The sequence below is a fragment of the Pseudomonas fluorescens genome (assembly GCF_000968015.1).
GTDB lineage: Bacteria > Pseudomonadota > Gammaproteobacteria > Pseudomonadales > Pseudomonadaceae > Aquipseudomonas > Aquipseudomonas fluorescens_W.
This window is the reverse complement of record NZ_LACH01000040.1, coordinates 1-18,150: the sequence shown is the minus strand read 5'-3', so window position 1 is coordinate 18,150 and position 18,150 is coordinate 1. Positions and strand designations below refer to the sequence as shown.

Here is an 18,150-nt window from a genome sequence, read left to right as displayed (position 1 = left end):
ATGCAACAGTCTTTGAACACTACGCTGCTGATCATCGGCGGCGGCCCTGGCGGCTATGTAACGGCGATCCGCGCCGGTCAGCTGGGCATCTCGACCATTCTGGTGGAAGGCGAATCACTGGGCGGTACTTGCCTGAACATAGGCTGCATCCCTTCCAAGGCGTTGATCCACGTCGCCGAACAGTTTCACCAGACGCAGCACCACAGCCAGCACTCGGCACTGGGCATCAGCGTGTCGGCGCCGACGCTCGATATCAGCAAGAGTGTCGAGTGGAAGGACGGCATCGTTGATCGCCTGACCACCGGCGTTTCGGCACTGCTTAAAAAGAACAAAATCCAGGTTATTCAAGGCTTTGCGAAAGTAATTGATGGTAAAACCGTAGAAGTCGGCGACACGCGCATTCAGTGCGAGCACCTGGTGCTGGCCACCGGTTCGAAAAGCGTGAACCTGCCGATGCTGCCGATTGGCGGCCCGATCATCTCCTCCACCGAAGCCCTGGCGCCGACGTCCGTGCCGAAACGGCTGATTGTGGTCGGTGGCGGTTACATCGGTCTGGAGCTGGGGATTGCCTATCGCAAGCTCGGTGCCGAAGTCAGCGTGGTCGAGGCCCAGGATCGCATCCTGCCGGCCTATGACGCCGAACTGACGCAGCCTGTGCATGACGAACTGAAAAAGCTCGGCATAAAGCTTTACTTGAAGCACAGCGTCCAAGGCTTTGATTCTGTTAGCAATACACTGCAAGTTCTTGACCCGAACGGTGACAGCCTGAACCTGGAAACCGATCAGGTGCTGGTGGCCGTTGGCCGCAAACCGAACACTCAAGGCTGGAACCTCGAAGGTTTAAACCTGGACATGAACGGCTCGGCGATCAAGATCGACAACCGCTGCCAGACCAGCATGCGCAACGTGTACGCCATCGGCGACGTCAGCGGCGAACCGATGCTCGCGCACCGGGCCATGGCTCAGGGCGAGATGGTTGCCGAACTGATCAGCGGTAAATCCCGCGAGTTCAACCCGACTGCCATCGCCGCCGTGTGCTTTACCGACCCGGAACTGGTGGTCGTCGGCAAGACCCCGGACGAGGTCAAGGCGGCTGGTCTGGACTGCATCGTTTCCAGCTTCCCGTTTGCGGCCAATGGCCGGGCGATGACGCTGGAATCGAAAAGCGGCTTCGTGCGGGTCGTGGCACGGCGTGACAATCATGTGATTGTCGGCTGGCAGGCGGTCGGTGTGGGCGTGTCGGAATTGTCGACGGCGTTCGGTCAGAGCCTGGAAATGGGCGCGCGGCTGGAAGACATTGCCGGCACGATCCACGCGCATCCGACGCTGGGCGAGGCGGTGCAGGAAGCGGCAATGCGTGCGCTGGGGCATGCTCTGCATATGTGATTCAGATCGATTGGCAGGGTTCGTGATGGCCTCATCGCGAGCAAGCTCGCTCCCACCTTTGATCTGTGTCGTTCACAAATCCATTGTAGGAGCGAGCCTGCTCGCGAATTCTCAAGGTCAACACGATTTATCTGCCAATCAGCCGATAGTCCGGGCTGCGATTTAGGCCCGGAATGAAGTATTGTTGTCCCCATCCAGAAAAACGTCAGAAGCCTTGAACCGTTTCGGCGGTTGTTAAGTGATAGAGGGTGTCATGGGTAACGAAAGCATCAATTGGGACAAGTTGGGTTTTGACTACATCAAGACAGACAAGCGCTATCTGTCGCACTGGCGTAATGGCGAGTGGGACAAAGGCACCCTGACCGAAGACAATGTGCTGCACATCAGCGAAGGTTCCACTGCCCTTCACTATGGCCAGCAATGCTTCGAAGGGCTGAAGGCCTATCGTTGCAAGGACGGTTCGATCAACCTGTTCCGCCCGGACCAGAACGCCGCACGCATGCAACGCAGCTGCGCACGCCTGCTGATGCCACAGGTGTCCACCGAGCAGTTCGTCGAAGCCTGCAAGGAAGTGGTCCGCGCCAACGAGCGTTTCATCCCGCCTTACGGCACCGGCGGCGCGCTGTACCTGCGTCCGTTCGTGATCGGCGTGGGTGACAACATCGGCGTGCGTACCGCCCCCGAGTTCATCTTCTCGATCTTCGCCATTCCGGTCGGTGCCTACTTCAAGGGCGGCCTGACCCCGCACAACTTCCTGATCTCCAGCTACGACCGCGCCGCCCCACAAGGCACCGGTGCAGCCAAGGTCGGTGGTAACTACGCGGCCAGCCTGATGCCAGGTTCCCAGGCCAAGAAAGCCCACTTCGCCGACTGCATCTACCTGGACCCGATGACCCACACCAAAATCGAAGAAGTCGGCTCGGCCAACTTCTTCGGGATCACCCACGACAACAAGTTCGTGACCCCGAACTCGCCGTCGGTCCTGCCGGGCATCACCCGTCTGTCGTTGATCGAGCTGGCAAAATCGCGTCTGGGCCTGGAAGTGATCGAAGGCGACGTGTTCATCGACAAGCTGTCCGACTTCAAGGAAGCCGGCGCTTGCGGTACTGCTGCGGTGATCACACCGATCGGCGGCATCAGCTACAACGACCACCTGCACGTGTTCCACAGCGAAACCGACGTCGGCCCGGTCACCCAGAAGCTCTACAAAGAGCTGACCGGTGTACAGACCGGCGACATCGAGGCGCCAGCGGGTTGGATCGTCAAGGTTTGATTTGACGGGGCCTGAGCCCAAGCTGCACACAACCCACCCATCGCTTTGGCGATGGGTGGGTTTTTTATTGCGTTAATTGCACCTGCTGCAACCTTGCTGTTCTCGTATGCGTTCAAGCATGGTTTCTGGGCAATGTTTTTTCAGGGCTTCTACGTCAATCGGCTTTGAGGGTGAAGCTAAAAACCGAGAAATAGCCTCCTTGTCGAACTCTTCAAAAATATAGAAGCGACTAGGATCATAAAAGTACAAATCCTTGACGGCTTTGTTGGTAGTAATTAGTTTCTTGTCAAAAAATGCAGCCTCTAAGGCTCGAAGCGTGAGGCCAGATTGCCCTGGTTGGTTGATCTCTATCAGCACGTCAGCATCAATTACCTTCTGAAGGTTTTCTTCATACGGCAATATTGAATCAGTGTGATATTTCGATAGTGAGACGGATGATTCATCCTTCACGATTAGAAATTTAATGCTACAACCCAAGCTCTCAAGATCATTAGCAATACTTTCTATCAGGTGAGCGCGACCTTTATCCCTGCCAAGAAAAAAACAAGTGAGATGGCGGGTAGGCTCCAGCCTTTTTGTATTCAGCTTTCTTGCTGCTTCTGCATTGAAAGGAAAGAACTGCTCCAGGTAGTCGATACCCAATAAACGGCACTGGACCGGGTCGAAGCTGTAGATTTTGTCGAAAAGCTTTCTCATTTCATCTACAAAGGCCGCATCCACCAGATCTCTGATCAGCAGGACCTTTACACCTTTGAAAGTGCTGATAACACTAGGGTTCAATCCGCGCGTAGCTTGCCCCTCGTTACAAATCAGTATGTCTTGGGCACTTATAGATTTACGCGCATTGACCCACTTCCCGAGCCAGGAAGTTGACATATTGAGCGGGATTTTTTTTTGAAGTGATCTTAGAATACGGTTGATTCTTTTGGCGTAAGCCGGAATGTGGAATTTATGAACATCATGCTTTTCAGCAAGACCATCGATCATAATCTGCTCATATCGAGCTTTCCACCCTAAAAAAAACACTCTCATATTCATATTTCTCGGGTGTTGAATTGCCGGTCATCTAACGAAGTCAGGATATTTAAAAAATCAAACACGTGATGTCCGATATAAAAGCTGATATCCCGCGCTCCTGAAATTGACCCACCGAACCTGCATAGCATATGGCCATTTAGCAAGGAGTCTGACACAACACCCTCCAATGGGTGAAGTCCGCCTTGCTAACAACCTGCTGGTGTGTGCTCATCCTGAGCAATGCGGGCAAACAACCACTCCACAAACACCCGTGTCTGCGCCGTCACGTCCGGCGCAATACCGTAGTAATAACGCGGCAACGGCATCCGCAATTCGGGCAACGGGCAAATCAGGCGACCGCTTGAGAGGTGGGTGCCCAGCAAAGAGGTCGGGCACAAGGCAATGCCCTGTCCTTCCACCGCGGCCTCAAGCACCAGGTGCATGTGATCAAACTGCCGGGTGACCTGAGTGGCTGACTGGCCTTGCCCAAAGTGCAGGGCCCAATTGTGCCAGTCTTCACGACGCGCCTTGGCGGTCAGTAACGTGTGCCGGCTCAGGGACGCGAGGTCTTCAAGGGCCAGGCGTTCGATCAGCGAAGGTGCCGCGACCAGCAACAGTTCGTCTTCGAAAAGGGCTCGCGCCTCAATCGCCGGTGCCCAGTCGTCACGACCACGGCGAATGACAATGTCGAACCCGTCGCGTGCATGATCGGGTGCCTGGGTTTGGGTAATCACTTGCGGTTTGATGTCCGGGTGCTGCGCAATGAAATCCTCCAGTCTGGGCGCTAGCCAAAGCATCGCAAAGGATGGACGGACATTGATCTTCACGGTCGGCAACGAGGCATGTTGCTTGAGCGCAGCGGCGGCGTTGGCGATCTGCGCCAGCCCGGCACTGACCTGCTCATAAAAACGCTGACCGGCCGGCGTCAGCACCGATTGACGGACACGCCGCTCGAACAGCAGCACGCCCAGGTGTTCCTCAAGCAATTTGATATGCCGGCTGACGGCACTGTGACTGACATGCAGCTCTTCGGCCGCCAGGCTGAAACTCTGATGGCGAGCAGCAACGGCGAAGGCGCGAACAGCATTAAGCGGCGGTAGTGGATTTATCATGCGTCTAATTTAGTCACATATGCAGCGCAATTAAAGCGTTTGTCACGCCCACGTCGCCACGCCAATCTGCCCGCACGCAGCCTGCGCCACCTGACGGAGCAAGACATGAACAGCTATGGACTCTTTCTACTTTTCGCCACCCTGACCATTTTGAGTCCAGGGCCTGGCGTGATCCTGACCCTGTCCAACGCGGTGCGCCACGGCTGGACGGGGGCCGTGCCGGGCATTTTGGGGATCGCGTCGGGGGCGTTTATCGTCGCCGCCATCAGCGCCACCAGTGTCGGCCTGATCCTCAGCACCTCCGCGAACGCCTTCACCGCATTGAAATATGCCGGGGCTGCCTATTTGTTGTACCTGGGTTACAAAAGCTGGCGTTCGGATCGTTTCAGCTCGTTGCTTGAAACACGCCCCTCAAGCCCGGGCTACCGCTTCCTTGAAGCGGCTTCGCTCCAGTTTTTGAACCCCAAGGCTGTGTTTTTCTTTCTGGCGGTGTTCCCGCAATTCATCGACACCTCGGCGCACTTCTCCACCCAGTTCTTCAAGTTGGTGACCTCCTACGCCGTACTGGTGATTCTGGTGCATGGCAGCTATGCCTTACTCGCCAATGCTGCCAAAGGCTGGTTGTCCAGCCCGAAGGGTTCCTGGCTGGCGGCGAAAGTCTCGGGCGTGACATTCGCCGGTTTCGGCGTGCTGATGGCCTCGGCCAGTCGCTAAGGCGCAGAACTGACGATCGCGCGGCGTCTGGTCTCGGTGGAGCGGGTTGTGCTGCCGATACCTGAACCGGCAGTTCAACGGCAAACCGGCTGCTGAGTTCCCAGACCTATGAAGCCACCGCCGGGTTGATCGGCAATGCAATGCCCGGGACAGTTGTTAGCGTTGAGTATTGCCAGCGCCACGTTGAGGGAGATTCTGGCAATGAAACCTGCGCTAGACCAAATGGAATGGCACTACCGCCCTTCCCTCAACGGCCGCCTTCCGCTCTTCAGCGACTGCCCCTGAAGAGACATCAAGCGTTGCGATACTCGACGGTCAAGTGAGACAACTCATGAACCGGCGCCAGACGTTCGCGAACGTTGTCGGCACTCACTCCCGCTGCCGCCACTACGCTGACAATCGCTGCCCGCGCCTCAGGCCCGACCTGCCAGACGTGAAGGTCGCTGATGTGCACGTCACCCGACGACTCCAGCAGTTCACGAATTTCAGCGGCCACGTGCTCATCGGTGGTGTCGAGCAGCACCGCAGCACTGGTGCGCATCAGGCCATAGGCCCACTTGGCGATGACAATGGCGCCGACGATGCCCATCACCGGGTCCAGCCAGACCCAGCCGAGGTAACGGCCGGCCAGCAAGGCGGCGATGGCCAGCACCGAAGTCAAGGCGTCGGCGAGCACGTGGACATAAGCTGAACGCAGGTTGTTGTCGTGATGGTGATGATGCCCGTGGCCATGATCATGGCCGTGATGCCCGTGATTGCCCGCCAGCAAAAACGCACTGACGATGTTTACCGCGAGCCCCACCACCGCAATCATCGTCGCCTCCGAAAAGGCCACGGTGGTCGGCTGAAACAGTCGCAAGATGGATTCACCGGCGATACCGAGCGACACCAGCCCCAACACCATGGCCGAGGCAAAACCGGCCAGGTCACCGACCTTGCCGGTACCGAAGCTGTAACGGGCATTGTTGGCATTGCGTCGGGCAAAACCGTACGCCGCCGCCGCAATGCCCAAGGCACCGGCATGGGTCGCCATGTGAAAACCATCGGCCAGCAGTGCCATGGAGCCGGTGATGTAACCGGCAGTAATCTCACCAATCATCATGACGAATGTCAGCGCCACCACCCACAAAGTGCGGCGGGCGTTTTCATCATGGGAGGCGGCGAGAAACATGTGGTCGTGAGAAAAATTCGAAGCTTGCGGCGTTTGTGTCATGTGTCCGGATCTCTATTTCGAGTAGCGGCGAATGGCTTGCAGCAACTCTTCCAGGCCTTCGGCGCGCTCTTCGTCGCTGAGGCCAGGACGTGCCACGTGCTCACGGGCGTGGGCGTCGATGAACTGATCCATCAAACCGTTAATCGCGCCCCTGACAGCCGCAACCAGATGCAAGGTCTTGGCGCAATCGGCGTCGGACTCAAGCGCCCGCTCTATGGCCTGCACCTGACCTGAAATGCGCCGAACCCGGTTGAGCAAGTCATCTTTGTGTTCGTGGATGTGCGCCATACCTATACCCCCTACCCCTATCTGGCGCACATAGTCACTGATCCCGGTAGAACTGGCAAGACGACAATCAGCGAGGGCCTATCGAAACGCCGCTGAAAAATCCGCATCCGCAACCGTCATGCCAGTCGCTGCGCAACAAAATCGATAAAGGCTTTCAACTTGGGCAGTGATTTACGCGAGCGTGGATACACCATCTGTACCGGCTTGGGCGGCGGAGCATAGGCGTCCAGGATCCGCACGAGTTCGCCTTTGGCCAACGCGGCCGACACCAGGAAATCGGGCTGCATCAAAATCCCCTCTCCGGCCACGGCCGCCTGCAGCAGCACTTGGCCGTCGTTGCTTTTGAGCACCGCCCCTTCAGGCCAGGGAACCTCGCTGGCGCCGCTTTTCAAAGGCCAGGCAAACCGGTTGTTCCAGGACGTGTGGGTGAGGATTCTGTGTCGGTGCAGGTCTTCGGGGGATTGGGGTTCCTGCCATTTTTCCAGATACCGGGGCGATGCGCAGATCACCATTCGATACGGTGGCAATGGCTTGGCCAGCAGGTTCACGCCAATCAGTTCGGAGATCCTGAACGCCAGATCGAATGACGTCTCGTACAGGTCCACCACTTCGTTGCTCAGAATCAGCTCGACCTGAATCTGCGGATAACACTGCATGAACTCCGACACCAGAGGACCGACCAATGCCACGCCGAGGGTCATCGGTGCGGTGATTCGCAACAGTCCGCTGGGCTCCGGGCTCGACGCCTCCACCCGGCTGAACGCGTACTTCACCTGCTCCAGCGCCCGCTTGGCTTCTTCATAAAACAACCGCCCTTCCCCGGTGATGGATTGGCGTCGGGTGGTGCGTTGAATGAGCTGGGTGTTGAGGGTTTTCTCCAGGCTCTGGATATGCCTTCCAACCATGACCGCCGACATCCCGACTTCACTGGCCGCATCGGCGAAACTGCCGGCCTCGACCACGGCGACGAAAACTTCCATTTGCCTGAGTTTGCTCATGACTATGCCTTGTGAAGGGAGGAACGGAACGCTTGATTAAGTACATCAGGTTAAAGGAGTAATAACCGGCAATGCGTTTATCACGAAGGGCTTTCTCCTTAGAGTCACTTAATTAAAGTGAACAATGAGGCTCCATTGATGCAAACCCTACTGGACACGTCACTGAGTTCTTTTGCGCGGGCAGACCTTCTGCAAGGCCCCACGCCCATTCAACGCGCCGAACGCCTCGAACAACTGCTGGGTTTGAAGTCGCTGGGAATCAGCCTGTTTCTCAAGCGCGACGATCATATGCTGATTGGCGGTGGCGGTAACAAACTGCGAAAACTCGAATTCCATATCGGTGCGGCATTGGCGGCCGGAGTCGACACGGTGATTACCATCGGCGGCCTTCAGTCCAACCATGCGCGCCTGACCGCCGCGGTGTGTGCTCGCCTGAGCCTTGCCTGCGAACTGGTCCTGACCCGCGCGGTACCCAAAACTGATGTGGATTACGAACTCAACGGCAACGTCCTGCTCGACCAGCTGTTCGGCGCACAGCTACAGGTACTTGCCGGGGGCAGCGACTCACTCGCCGTGGCCGAAACAAGGGCCGCGCAACTTCGGGATTCGGGGCGCAACGTGCTGGTGATTCCCACGGGTGGCTCAACGCCGCTGGGCAGTCTCGGCTATGCGCGCTGCGCGGCGGAGATCGCGCAACAGGAGTCGGAACTCGGCATCACCTTCCATCAAGTCGTGGTGCCCAACGGCAGCGCCGGCACCCACGCCGGGCTCGCAGCGGGCTTTCAGTTGCTGGGCCGAGGCACCTCGATCGTCAAATCCTATTCGGTTTTGTCCGATCGAGACACGTCAGCGGCCAGAACCCGGCAATTGACCCAGGATGCACTGGCACTGTTGGGCAGTAGCGCCAATGTGCAGGCTGAAGAGATCGCCATCGACGGCAGTCAGTTGGGCGACGGTTACGGTCTGCCGACGCCAGCCATGCAGGAAGCCGTGCGCCTGATGGCTCGCGCCGAAGGCCTGTTGATCGACCCGGTGTACTCCGGCAAAGCGTTTGCCGGGCTGTTGGCCGATCTCAGGCAAGGACGCTTCCGTTCCGGGGACAATGTGCTGTTTGTGATGACCGGTGGAACACCGGGTCTTTATGCCTACCGGGAGACTTTTCAGTCTTAGCGGTTAATCGTCGCGGGGCAGCTCTTCCAGTAGTTCATAGAGTTTCAGACCCGTCCTACATCTATCAAATACCGTTTGATATAGCGTCCGCATCATTTTCAAAAGATGAAACAAGGACGCTCATGGCTCGCAAAACAGGCATACCCAGGATTCACAACCCAGCGTCAGGCGACGGGCACCACGTCACCAGCCGCTACATGAACGCCACCGAACTGGCAGAGCGGGACGCCAGACAAAAAACATATGACGACTTGCTGGCCAGACAACAAGCATATGAAGACCGTTTCGTCAGACAACCTCAACAACAGGACCCTCCAGGCTCCAAGGGTTGCGTGTTCGCCAAAAGCTGCAACCTTCCCGACGGCATAATCAACCACGACAACCCAGCCGGGTTTGTCCCTGTAGAGAAACTGGCCGATTACGGAAAATTCTCCCTGCTGGGTGGTCGCGAAAGGGATGCAGCGGGAAACATCCCTCTCAAAAAAATCAGTGGTAACGCGTTACCTGCTGCATTAGGAACGCTTCTCTTAGGTGGGGTTGGTGCTGCGGGCACCGGCACAAGTGCTGTTGGTGGTGCAGGCGTAGTAACGGGAGGTGTTGTTGCAGGCGCATTGGCGGGAATGGTTGCACTACTGTGGCCGTCGAATCTGGGGGACAGCTCCCTGTACACCGAAGAAGCTCCAGTCGATCAAGGAAGGCCGTACACGTGTCCGACTGCATGTCGAACAACAGGCCGATGGCACATTCAAGGGATACGGATACAACACCCAGAAACGCAGCGATTGGGAAATGATTCCTGTAGTGCAGTTTGTAGTTCAAGGCACTCAGCACGTGGCTGACTTCGGCAATGGGACAACGCTGATATGGACGCCAGCCGTTGACCCGTCGAACACTTTGGGAATTCCACCGCTAGAAGGTGCCCCACAAGCCCCGCACATCTGGATTTATCCGCCTACCGACCAGGCAGACAACATCATCGTCAACCCGATTTACCCGCCTGAGTACAAGGACTTCATCCTTGTTTTTCCGGCTGATTCCGGTGTGCAGCCGCTGTATGTTGTGGTTTCAAGACCTGCTGGTAACGGTGATATAAAGTACCACAGGCCGCCACGGGCATTACCTGCATTCCCTGGTGCCCTTCCTGTTAAATCAAGAAGCAGTGTTCAGGGCGGCGGGGGTAAGCGCAGTCGGTGGAAAGACCGAAAGGGGCGAATATATGAATGGGACAGCAAGACCGGCGCAATAGAGATCTATGACAAGCAAGGTAAGCATCTTGGCGAGTTCAACCACGAAACAGGTGAACAGATAGACCCCGCAACCCCCGGCAGAACCACCGAGAAGTAAATTAAGAGGCTATTTATGTTTTTATGGATTAGTGGATTTTTAAAAGATAGTAACGAGGACGACTCCTTAAAATACGATCTTACAGTTCGACCTGAGTTTGAAGTCGCGGTAATGGATGTTCTAGGTTGGAAAAGTCTTGATGAAAGCGCGGATGGGGAATGGCTACTGACCAGCGAACAAGTCCAACAAATCGCTATAGCTCTCAATGAGCAGTTACCGACTGAACTGGACCTCTTCATAGGGGTGCGGGAGTAAATACGGCAGGCACGCTTGATGGTATCGAGGCGTTCAATCAACTTGCCAAATCAACATCAAAAGATCGCACGCTGCGATCTTTTGACCTTCAAACCCAAGACAACAATCACTCATCGCGCGTCAGCACTTCCAGCAGTTCAATCTCGAACATCAGGTTCGAATTCGGCGTGATCTTGCCCATGGTCCGTTCACCGTAGGCCAGATGCGCCGGCACCAGCAACTTGCGCTTGCCGCCGACCTGCATCCCCATAATCCCCTGATCCCACCCCTTGATCACCCGACCCGTGCCAATCACGCACTGGAAAGGTTTACCCCGGCTGTAGGAAGAATCGAATTCAGTCCCATCTTCCAGCCAGCCACGGTACTGCGTGGTGATCAGCGCGCCTTTGACGGCAACTTTGCCGTCGCCCACCTGGATGTCGATTACCTGAAGCTCATCATTCATTGCATGCACTCGTGTGTTCGTTTGCCCGGAAGGCTTAATGGGCGCCGTTTTCCCAGATTTGCAGTCGATTGGCAACCATTCCGATCACCTGGCGAGGGGTTTAAACCTGTTTCCCGCAGTGACCGTGAACTAAGATAAGCAACACCTACCCGTACGGATCAACACGCCATGATGGCAACCCCTGAATGAGTTTCGTCTGGACCAGCGCCGCCATCGGCTCAATGATGCTAGCCCTGATCGTCGCGTTGATCTGTCGCGAGCGCTCGCTGCGAAAGCAGCTGGCCGAGTATCGCGTGCTGATCACCAACCTGACTGACGGACAAAACATCCGCCAGGACGGCGACGCCGAACGCTTCAAGCGCAGCCAGTACTTCGCCCGCATCGGCACGTGGGACTGGGATGTCGACACCGACAAGCTCTACTGGTCGGACGCGATCTACGGCATGTTTGGCTTCAGGATCGACGAAGTAACGCCCTCCTACGCGCTGTTTTGCTCATGTGTTCACCCGGACGACCGGGCCCAGGTCCGGGCCGGGGAATTGCGTTGCCTGAAAACCGGCGACAACCATGACGAGGAATACCGGGTGGTCTGGCCCGACGGCACGATCCGCTGGCTTCGGGAAACCGGCAATGTGGTCAAGAACGACCACGATGCAACGATCAAGATGATGGGCGTAGTACGCGATATCACTGAGGAAAAAGCCTCCGCCAGCTACCTGCAACACCTGGCCCACTTCGACCCGCTGACCGGTCTGCCCAATCGTCTGGTGCTCGAGGAGCGTCTGTCCGAAGCACTGGAACAGGCGCGCATCAGCGCCACGAGGGTTGCGCTGGTATTTGTCGACCTCAATGGTTTCAAGGCTATCAACGACCATTACGGCCATGCCGCCGGTGACCGGGTACTGATCACCACCGCCACCCGCCTGAAGAAAATCCTGCGTTCAACCGATACCGTCGCCCGGATCGGTGGCGACGAGTTTGTGGTCATCCTTCAAGGCCTGCCCCAAGGCAACAGCCTGCAAGACGAAGCCCGCAGCATCTGCCAGAAAATCTTCGTCGAACTGTCGCCACCGGTGACCATCGGCAATGATCAACGCCACATCGGCACCAGCCTGGGGGTCGCGGTGTTCCCGGACCATGCGCCGAGCATGGACCGGTTGATTCATATTGCGGATCTGGCGATGTATGAGGCGAAGCGCAGTGGGAATAATCAGTATCGGTTGGGCACTGAAAGCACCGTACGCGCTCACAGCGAATAGCCCTTCGACGGTTTAACGCTCCACTGGCGTGATATCAATAATCGTCCCGTTGGTAATCATCACCATCATGTACTTGTCGTTGATCTGCACCCACTGCGCCTGAGCCTTCGGCGCTTTCAGGCCTTTCTGCTTCCAGTTGCTCAAGGCCTTTTCGCTGCGCTGGTAAACGTCGGGGGCACGATCCCCCTTCACCAGTTGGCGGGAGTTGTTAACCCCCGGCTGGACGGTTTTTTGCGGTGGGTCATCCGCTTGAACAATGGGACTGATAGCGGCAACGCCGGCGGCAATGGCCAAGGCGGCGATGAGGGATTTGCTGTTCATGGGGTGATCCTCTTGTGATGTCGCGGTACCAGAACTCCGACTGCACAGGCAGCGAATCATTCCTTGCGGGCTACATTGATCCGTTTTACACATCAATGCATGCCAACAATGCAATTAACATATCGATCACCCTGCTCCACTATCCGCCCCAATAAGAACCGTGCGCCGCGTCCAGGCGGTGCACGTCATAAAAGCGGTGGAGTACACGTCTATGACAGCATCAACCCAACGGCCCGCGACTTCCGGTCGCTCCCGGGCCAGTGCGATTTTCCGGGTCACCTCGGGCAACTTCCTCGAACAATTCGACTTCTTCCTTTTCGGCTTTTACGCCACGCAGATCGCTGCCGTGTTCTTCCCGGCCAGCAGCGAGTTCGCCTCGCTGATGATGACCTTCGCGGTGTTCGGCGCTGGCTTCCTGATGCGTCCGTTGGGCGCCGTGGTGCTGGGCGCCTACATCGATGATGTGGGTCGGCGCAAAGGGTTGATCGTCACCCTGTCGATCATGGCCAGCGGCACGATTTTGATTGTGCTGGTGCCCGGTTACGCAACCATCGGGCTGTTCGCCCCGGCCATCGTCTTGATCGGCCGCTTGCTGCAAGGCTTCTCGGCCGGCGCAGAAATGGGTGGCGTCTCGGTGTACCTCTCGGAAATCGCCACGCCCGGCAACAAAGGCTTCTTCACCAGTTGGCAGTCGGCCAGCCAGCAAGTGGCGATCATTGTCGCGGCGGCGTTGGGCTATGGCCTGAACCAATGGATGGCGCCGACGATGATTGCCGACTGGGGCTGGCGAATTCCGTTTTTCGTCGGGTGCATGATCGTGCCGTTCATTTTTTTCCTGCGCCGCAACCTTGAGGAAACCGAAGAATTCGCCGCGCGCAAACACCGTCCGAGCATGGGCGACGTGTTCCGCACGTTGGCGCAGAACTGGGTGATCGTGTTCGCCGGGATGATGATGGTTGCCCTGACCACCACCGCGTTTTACCTGATCACCGTGTACGCACCGACCTTCGGCAAGACCGTGCTGCACCTGAGCACGTCTGATGCACTGCTGGTGACTTTGCTGGTGGGCGTTTCGAATTTCTTCTGGCTGCCGATTGGCGGCGCACTGTCGGACCGCATCGGCCGTCGTCCGGTGCTGATTGCCATGGCCCTGCTGACGCTGGCCACGGCATATCCGGCGCTGACGTATCTGGTGCAGGCGCCAAGTTTCATCAACATGCTGTTGGTGCTGCTGTGGTTGTCGTTCATTTACGGTTTGTACAACGGCGCGATGATCGCCGCGCTGACTGAAATCATGCCGGCCGAAGTGCGGGTCGCCGGGTTCTCGCTGGCCTACAGCCTGGCCACGGCGGTGTTCGGTGGTTTCACCCCGGCGATGTCGACCTTCCTGATCCAGTACACCGGCGACAAGGCTGCGCCCGGCTACTGGATGAGTTTTGCCGCGCTCTGCGCCCTGTGCGCGACGCTGTATCTCTATCGCCGTTCGACCGGTCGCCTGCAACCGGCGATGTCCTGAACCCTTTGAGAGCACATGACCATGAAGAAGCTATTCAATTTTGCCGCCCTGACTTTGCTGGCCAGCCTGGGTCTGAGCACCATCGCCCAGGCCGAAGAGATCCGCGTGATGACCTCCGGCGGTTTCACCGCCGCCTATAAAATCCTCGGCCCGAAATTCGCCGCCTCCACGGGCAACACACTGGACACCGCCCTCGGCCCCTCGATGGGCAAGGCGCCGGAAGCGATTCCCAATCGTCTGGCTCGCGGTGAAAAAGCCGACGTGGTGATCATGGTCGGCTACGCCCTCGATGACCTGATCAAGCAAGGCAAAGTCGATCCCGCCTCACGGGTAGAGCTGGCTGACTCGCGGATCGGTCTGGTGGTACGTGAAGGCGCGCCGAAGCCGGACATCAGCTCAGTCGACGGTCTGAAAAAGACCTTGCTCGACGCGAAGTCCGTGGCCTATTCCGACAGCGCCAGTGGCGTGTACATCGAGGAGCAACTGTTCAAACGGCTGGGCATCGAAGACCAGCTCAAACCCAAGTCGACGATGGTCCCGAAAACCCCGGTGGGCTCGGTGGTTGCCACCGGTGACTATCAACTGGGCTTTCAGCAGGTCAGCGAGTTGCTGCCGGTGCCGGGCGTGAGTTTTGTGGCGAAGATTCCAGAGTCGGTGCAGTCAGTGACACGTTTCGCCGCCGGTATTCCGGTGGGGGCACAACACCCGGCGCAAGCCAAGGCACTGCTGGATTACCTGGCCTCGACCGCCGCTCAACCGGATGTGAAAGCCACCGGGCTGGACTCGGTCACTCGCTGACCTGGACTTTCATTTCCACCACCAGCCGTTCGAGTTCCAGTGCCGCCGGGGTCAAGGTACGACCCCGGCGCTTGATCAAACCGACACTGCGCATCACCTGCGGATCGGTCAGCGGCACCCGTGTCAGGATCGGGTGATCTGCCGCCGGCATCGCCATCAACGGCACCGCTGCCACACCCAACCCCGCTTCGACCAAACCAATCATCGTCGTCACATGCCGGGTTTCGCAGATACTCGGCCGCTGCGGCACGATGCCCGTGAGCGCCTGATCCAGCAGAAAGCGATTGCCGGACGTCTTGTCCAGCGAGATGTAGTCCTGCTGATAAAACTCATCCCACGTCACGCTGCTGCGCCCGGCCAACGGATGATCGCGTCGGCACGCCACCACATAACCCTCCTGCACCAGCGGCTCGAACTCCACTTCCGCCTCCAGGGTGCCCATGAAACTCAGGCCGAAATCCGCCTCGCCGTTGACCACCGCACTGAGCACCTCATGGGCGCTTGAATCGAGCACCTTGACCTTGATCCGTGGAAACTGCCGGTGGTAGTGGGCGATCACTCGCGGCATGAAGTAGTAAGCCGCTGAAGGTACGCAGGCGACGGTGACATGACCGAGGCGGGTCGAGGCGACTTCGCTGATACCCAATAACGCCACGTCCAGGTCGTCCAACAGGCGCTCGACGCTCGGCATAAAGCCGCGTCCGGCCTGGGTCAGGCTGACCTTGCGAGTGGTGCGCTCGAACAACCTTACGCCGAGGGCGTCTTCGAGTTTTTCGATGCGCCGGCTCAACGCCGGTTGGGAAATGCGCACCGCGTCGGCCGCCTTGCGAAAGCTGCCCTGCTCCACCACGGCGCGAAAGGCTTGCAGGTCGTTAAGGTCGAAGTTGATGGCCATGGTGCGTACTCGGGAACAGACAGATTGATCAGCTTATCCTATGAATGTAACCAATTGATGCGACATGTAACGAAATCTATGTCGCCCGCAAGGCCGCCATCGTCGGAACGCCGCCCGGAGCAAGCTCGCTCCCACAGTGGATCTCCAGTGGACACAATATCTCTGCACGCCACGAACAAATGTGGGAGCGAGCTTGCTCGCGATTGCAGTGTGTCAGTCGACAAGGCTTTATGTTCAGGCTGACGCATCAAGCATCACCCTTTATCCTTGTCACCCCAGCCGTACCGAGTGAATGGAGTTTTTGCCATGCCCCATGAAGGCAACCTGTTGCAAGCCGCTGTCGTGTTTCTGTTCGCGGCGGTGCTCACCGTTCCCTTGGCCAAACGCCTGCAACTGGGGGCGGTGCTGGGTTATCTGTTTGCCGGCGTGATTATCGGGCCGTCGGTACTGGGCTTGATCGGCAATCCGCAAAGCGTCGCCCACATTTCCGAACTCGGGGTGGTGTTGCTGCTGTTCATCATTGGCCTTGAACTGTCGCCGCGACGTTTGTGGGTGATGCGCAAATCAGTGTTCGGCGTCGGCCTGGCGCAAGTGCTGCTGACGGGCTCGGTGATTGGTGTACTGGCGTTGTTCGCGTTCGGCCAACCGTTGAACAGCGCGATCGTGCTGGGCTTGGGCCTGGCGCTGTCCTCCACCGCGTTCGGTTTGCAAAGCCTGGCCGAGCGCAAGGAACTGACCAGCCCCCACGGTCGGTTGGCGTTCGCAATTCTATTGTTCCAGGACATCGCCGCCATCCCGTTGATCGCCATGGTGCCGTTGCTGGCGGGCGGCGATCACACCAGCAGCGCTGGCGAAGGCTTCAATCACGGCTTGCGCGTGCTGGGCAGCATCGCGGTGGTGGTGATCGGTGGGCGGTATCTGCTGCGCCCAGTGTTCCGTGTGGTGGCCAAGACCGGTTTGCCGGAAGTCTCGACCGCCACTGCGTTGCTGGTGGTGATCGGCACGGCGTGGCTGATGGACCTGGCCGGCGTGTCCATGGCGCTGGGGGCGTTCCTCGCCGGGTTGCTGCTGGCGGACTCCGAATACCGTCACGAACTGGAAGCGCAAATCGAGCCGTTCAAGGGATTGCTGCTGGGGCTGTTTTTCATCAGTGTCGGCATGGGCGCCAATCTGAGTCTGCTCCTGAGCGCGCCGATCGTGGTGCTGGGCCTGACCTTGTTGCTGATCGCAATCAAATTGCCGCTGCTGTTTGTCGTCGGTCGGCTGGCCGGTGGCTTGGGCAAGGTCAGTGCGATTCGCCTCGGCATCGTGCTGGCGGCCGGTGGTGAATTTGCGTTTGTGGTGTTCAAGATCGGCCGCGACCAGGGATTGTTCGAGCCGCACCTGTACGACTTGCTGGTGCTGACCATCACCTTGTCCATGGCGGTAACGCCGCTGCTGTTGCTGGTGTGCGCACGACTGGTCAGCCCCAAGGTTCAGCCGGTGGTGGTACCGGAGAAATTCCGCGAGATCCATACCGACACGCCGCGCGTGGTGATCGCCGGCATGGGCCGTATGGGGCAGATCGTTGCGCGGATTTTGCGTGCGCAAAACATCAAGTTCGTCGCCCTCGACACCTCGGTGGAAACCATCGAACTGTCGCGCAGCTTCGGCGGTGTGCCGGTGTTCTACGGCGACCCGATGCGCCCGGAAATCCTCAGTGCGGCCAAGGTCGAGCAGGCGGAATACTTTGTCATCGCCACCGACGACCCGGACACCAACATCAAGACCGCCGAACTGGTGCAAAAACTCTATCCGCACATCAAAATCATCGCCCGGGCGCGTAACCGTCAGCATGTGCATCGATTGGTGGACCTTGGCGCCGAGGCCATTCGGGAAACCTATTATTCGAGTCTGGAAATGAGCCGGCGCACCCTGGTCGGTCTGGGTTTGACCCAGGCCCAGGCCGATGCGCGGATCAAGCGTTTCAAGCATCACGACGAGCAGGTGCTGGAGGCCCAGCATGCGATTTATGACGATGCGGCGAAGGTATTGCAGACGGCACAGGAAGCCCGGGCGGAACTGGCGAGGTTGTTTGAGTCGGATCAGTTGGGGGAGCAGGAATCGGGTAAGGCTTGAGATCCAGCCCCTCACTGTAGAGACCGGT

Annotated in this window: 17 protein-coding genes and 2 pseudogenes; 11 read left to right on the top strand and 8 right to left on the bottom strand. The window is 58.0% G+C overall.

Annotated elements, in window-relative coordinates; translation table 11 throughout:
• Both lpdA and VD17_RS18435 read left to right on the top strand, forming a co-directional pair.
• The gene (gene lpdA / locus VD17_RS18440) at positions 1 to 1,386 is read left to right on the top strand and encodes a dihydrolipoyl dehydrogenase (protein ID WP_046055042.1); all 1,386 of its coding nucleotides are present in this window, start codon (positions 1 to 3) and stop codon (positions 1,384 to 1,386) included.
• Positions 1,387 to 1,639: 253 nt separating this feature from the next.
• Positions 1,640 to 2,659, top strand: coding sequence for a branched-chain amino acid aminotransferase (locus tag VD17_RS18435; protein ID WP_033054494.1), 1,020 nt, complete (start codon positions 1,640 to 1,642; stop codon positions 2,657 to 2,659).
• A gap of 72 nt (positions 2,660 to 2,731) precedes the next feature.
• Here the strand turns inward: VD17_RS18435 and VD17_RS18430 are convergent, their stop codons facing one another.
• On the bottom strand, positions 2,732 to 3,646 hold the full coding sequence (locus VD17_RS18430) for a hypothetical protein (RefSeq protein WP_046055041.1): 915 nt from the start codon (positions 3,644 to 3,646) through the stop codon (positions 2,732 to 2,734).
• Positions 3,647 to 3,882: 236 nt separating this feature from the next.
• A complete protein-coding gene (locus VD17_RS18425) occupies positions 3,883 to 4,788 on the bottom strand; it encodes a LysR substrate-binding domain-containing protein (RefSeq protein WP_046055040.1) in 906 nt (301 codons plus the stop codon).
• Positions 4,789 to 4,893: 105 nt separating this feature from the next.
• Between VD17_RS18425 and VD17_RS18420 the strand changes: the two genes are divergently transcribed.
• Both VD17_RS18420 and VD17_RS32665 read left to right on the top strand, forming a co-directional pair.
• On the top strand, positions 4,894 to 5,502 hold the full coding sequence (locus tag VD17_RS18420) for a LysE family translocator (RefSeq protein WP_046055039.1): 609 nt from the start codon (positions 4,894 to 4,896) through the stop codon (positions 5,500 to 5,502).
• 138 nt (positions 5,503 to 5,640) lie between these two features.
• Positions 5,641 to 5,787: pseudogene (locus VD17_RS32665) on the top strand (cytochrome P450); the annotation flags it as partial.
• 7 nt (positions 5,788 to 5,794) lie between these two features.
• On the opposite strand, the gene dmeF reads toward VD17_RS32665, so the two are convergent.
• The 3 genes from dmeF to VD17_RS18405 form a co-directional block, all read right to left on the bottom strand.
• Positions 5,795 to 6,715: a CDF family Co(II)/Ni(II) efflux transporter DmeF gene (gene dmeF, locus VD17_RS18415; RefSeq protein WP_033054492.1), complete on the bottom strand. Its 921-nt coding sequence runs from the start codon at positions 6,713 to 6,715 to the stop codon at positions 5,795 to 5,797.
• Positions 6,716 to 6,727: 12 nt separating this feature from the next.
• Complete coding sequence (locus tag VD17_RS18410) at positions 6,728 to 7,003, bottom strand: metal/formaldehyde-sensitive transcriptional repressor (RefSeq protein WP_046055038.1); 276 nt, start codon at positions 7,001 to 7,003, stop codon at positions 6,728 to 6,730.
• A 116-nt stretch (positions 7,004 to 7,119) separates the two neighbouring features.
• A complete protein-coding gene (locus VD17_RS18405) occupies positions 7,120 to 8,001 on the bottom strand; it encodes a LysR substrate-binding domain-containing protein (RefSeq protein WP_046055037.1) in 882 nt (293 codons plus the stop codon).
• 138 nt (positions 8,002 to 8,139) lie between these two features.
• Here VD17_RS18405 and VD17_RS18400 point away from each other — a divergent pair, with 138 nt between their 5' ends.
• The 3 genes and pseudogenes from VD17_RS18400 (at position 8,140) to VD17_RS18390 (ending at position 10,770) form a co-directional block, all read left to right on the top strand.
• Complete coding sequence (locus VD17_RS18400; RefSeq protein ID WP_046055036.1) at positions 8,140 to 9,171, top strand: D-cysteine desulfhydrase family protein; 1,032 nt, start codon at positions 8,140 to 8,142, stop codon at positions 9,169 to 9,171.
• Between the two features lie 122 nt (positions 9,172 to 9,293).
• Positions 9,294 to 10,515: pseudogene (locus VD17_RS18395) on the top strand (colicin E3/pyocin S6 family cytotoxin).
• Positions 10,516 to 10,530: 15 nt separating this feature from the next.
• Positions 10,531 to 10,770: a pyocin S6 family toxin immunity protein gene (locus VD17_RS18390; protein ID WP_046055035.1), complete on the top strand. Its 240-nt coding sequence runs from the start codon at positions 10,531 to 10,533 to the stop codon at positions 10,768 to 10,770.
• A 106-nt stretch (positions 10,771 to 10,876) separates the two neighbouring features.
• On the opposite strand, the gene VD17_RS18385 is transcribed toward VD17_RS18390, so the two are convergent.
• Positions 10,877 to 11,215 carry an FKBP-type peptidyl-prolyl cis-trans isomerase gene (locus tag VD17_RS18385; RefSeq protein ID WP_046055034.1) on the bottom strand — a complete coding sequence of 113 codons (339 nt, stop codon included), beginning with the start codon at positions 11,213 to 11,215 and terminating at the stop codon, positions 10,877 to 10,879.
• 185 nt (positions 11,216 to 11,400) lie between these two features.
• On the opposite strand from VD17_RS18385, the gene VD17_RS18380 reads away from it, so the two are divergent.
• Positions 11,401 to 12,474 carry a sensor domain-containing diguanylate cyclase gene (locus VD17_RS18380; RefSeq protein ID WP_046055033.1) on the top strand — a complete coding sequence of 358 codons (1,074 nt, stop codon included), beginning with the start codon at positions 11,401 to 11,403 and terminating at the stop codon, positions 12,472 to 12,474.
• Positions 12,475 to 12,486: 12 nt separating this feature from the next.
• On the opposite strand, the gene VD17_RS18375 is transcribed toward VD17_RS18380, so the two are convergent.
• On the bottom strand, positions 12,487 to 12,795 hold the full coding sequence (locus tag VD17_RS18375) for an RcnB family protein (RefSeq protein WP_046055032.1): 309 nt from the start codon (positions 12,793 to 12,795) through the stop codon (positions 12,487 to 12,489).
• Positions 12,796 to 13,006: 211 nt separating this feature from the next.
• Here VD17_RS18375 and VD17_RS18370 point away from each other — a divergent pair, with 211 nt between their 5' ends.
• Positions 13,007 to 14,311, top strand: coding sequence for an MFS transporter (locus VD17_RS18370; protein ID WP_046055031.1), 1,305 nt, complete (start codon positions 13,007 to 13,009; stop codon positions 14,309 to 14,311).
• A gap of 21 nt (positions 14,312 to 14,332) precedes the next feature.
• Positions 14,333 to 15,109, top strand: a complete 777-nt coding sequence (locus tag VD17_RS18365) for a substrate-binding domain-containing protein (RefSeq protein WP_046055080.1) — start codon at positions 14,333 to 14,335, stop codon at positions 15,107 to 15,109.
• Here the strand turns inward: VD17_RS18365 and VD17_RS18360 are convergent.
• Positions 15,099 to 16,004, bottom strand: coding sequence for a LysR family transcriptional regulator (locus tag VD17_RS18360; RefSeq protein WP_046055030.1), 906 nt, complete (start codon positions 16,002 to 16,004; stop codon positions 15,099 to 15,101). The two genes, VD17_RS18365 and VD17_RS18360, sit on opposite strands and share 11 nt — an antisense overlap.
• 306 nt (positions 16,005 to 16,310) lie before the next feature.
• Between VD17_RS18360 and VD17_RS18355 the strand changes: the two genes are divergently transcribed.
• Positions 16,311 to 18,122, top strand: coding sequence for a monovalent cation:proton antiporter-2 (CPA2) family protein (locus tag VD17_RS18355; protein WP_046055029.1), 1,812 nt, complete (start codon positions 16,311 to 16,313; stop codon positions 18,120 to 18,122).
• Positions 18,123 to 18,150: the final 28 nt, after the last annotated feature.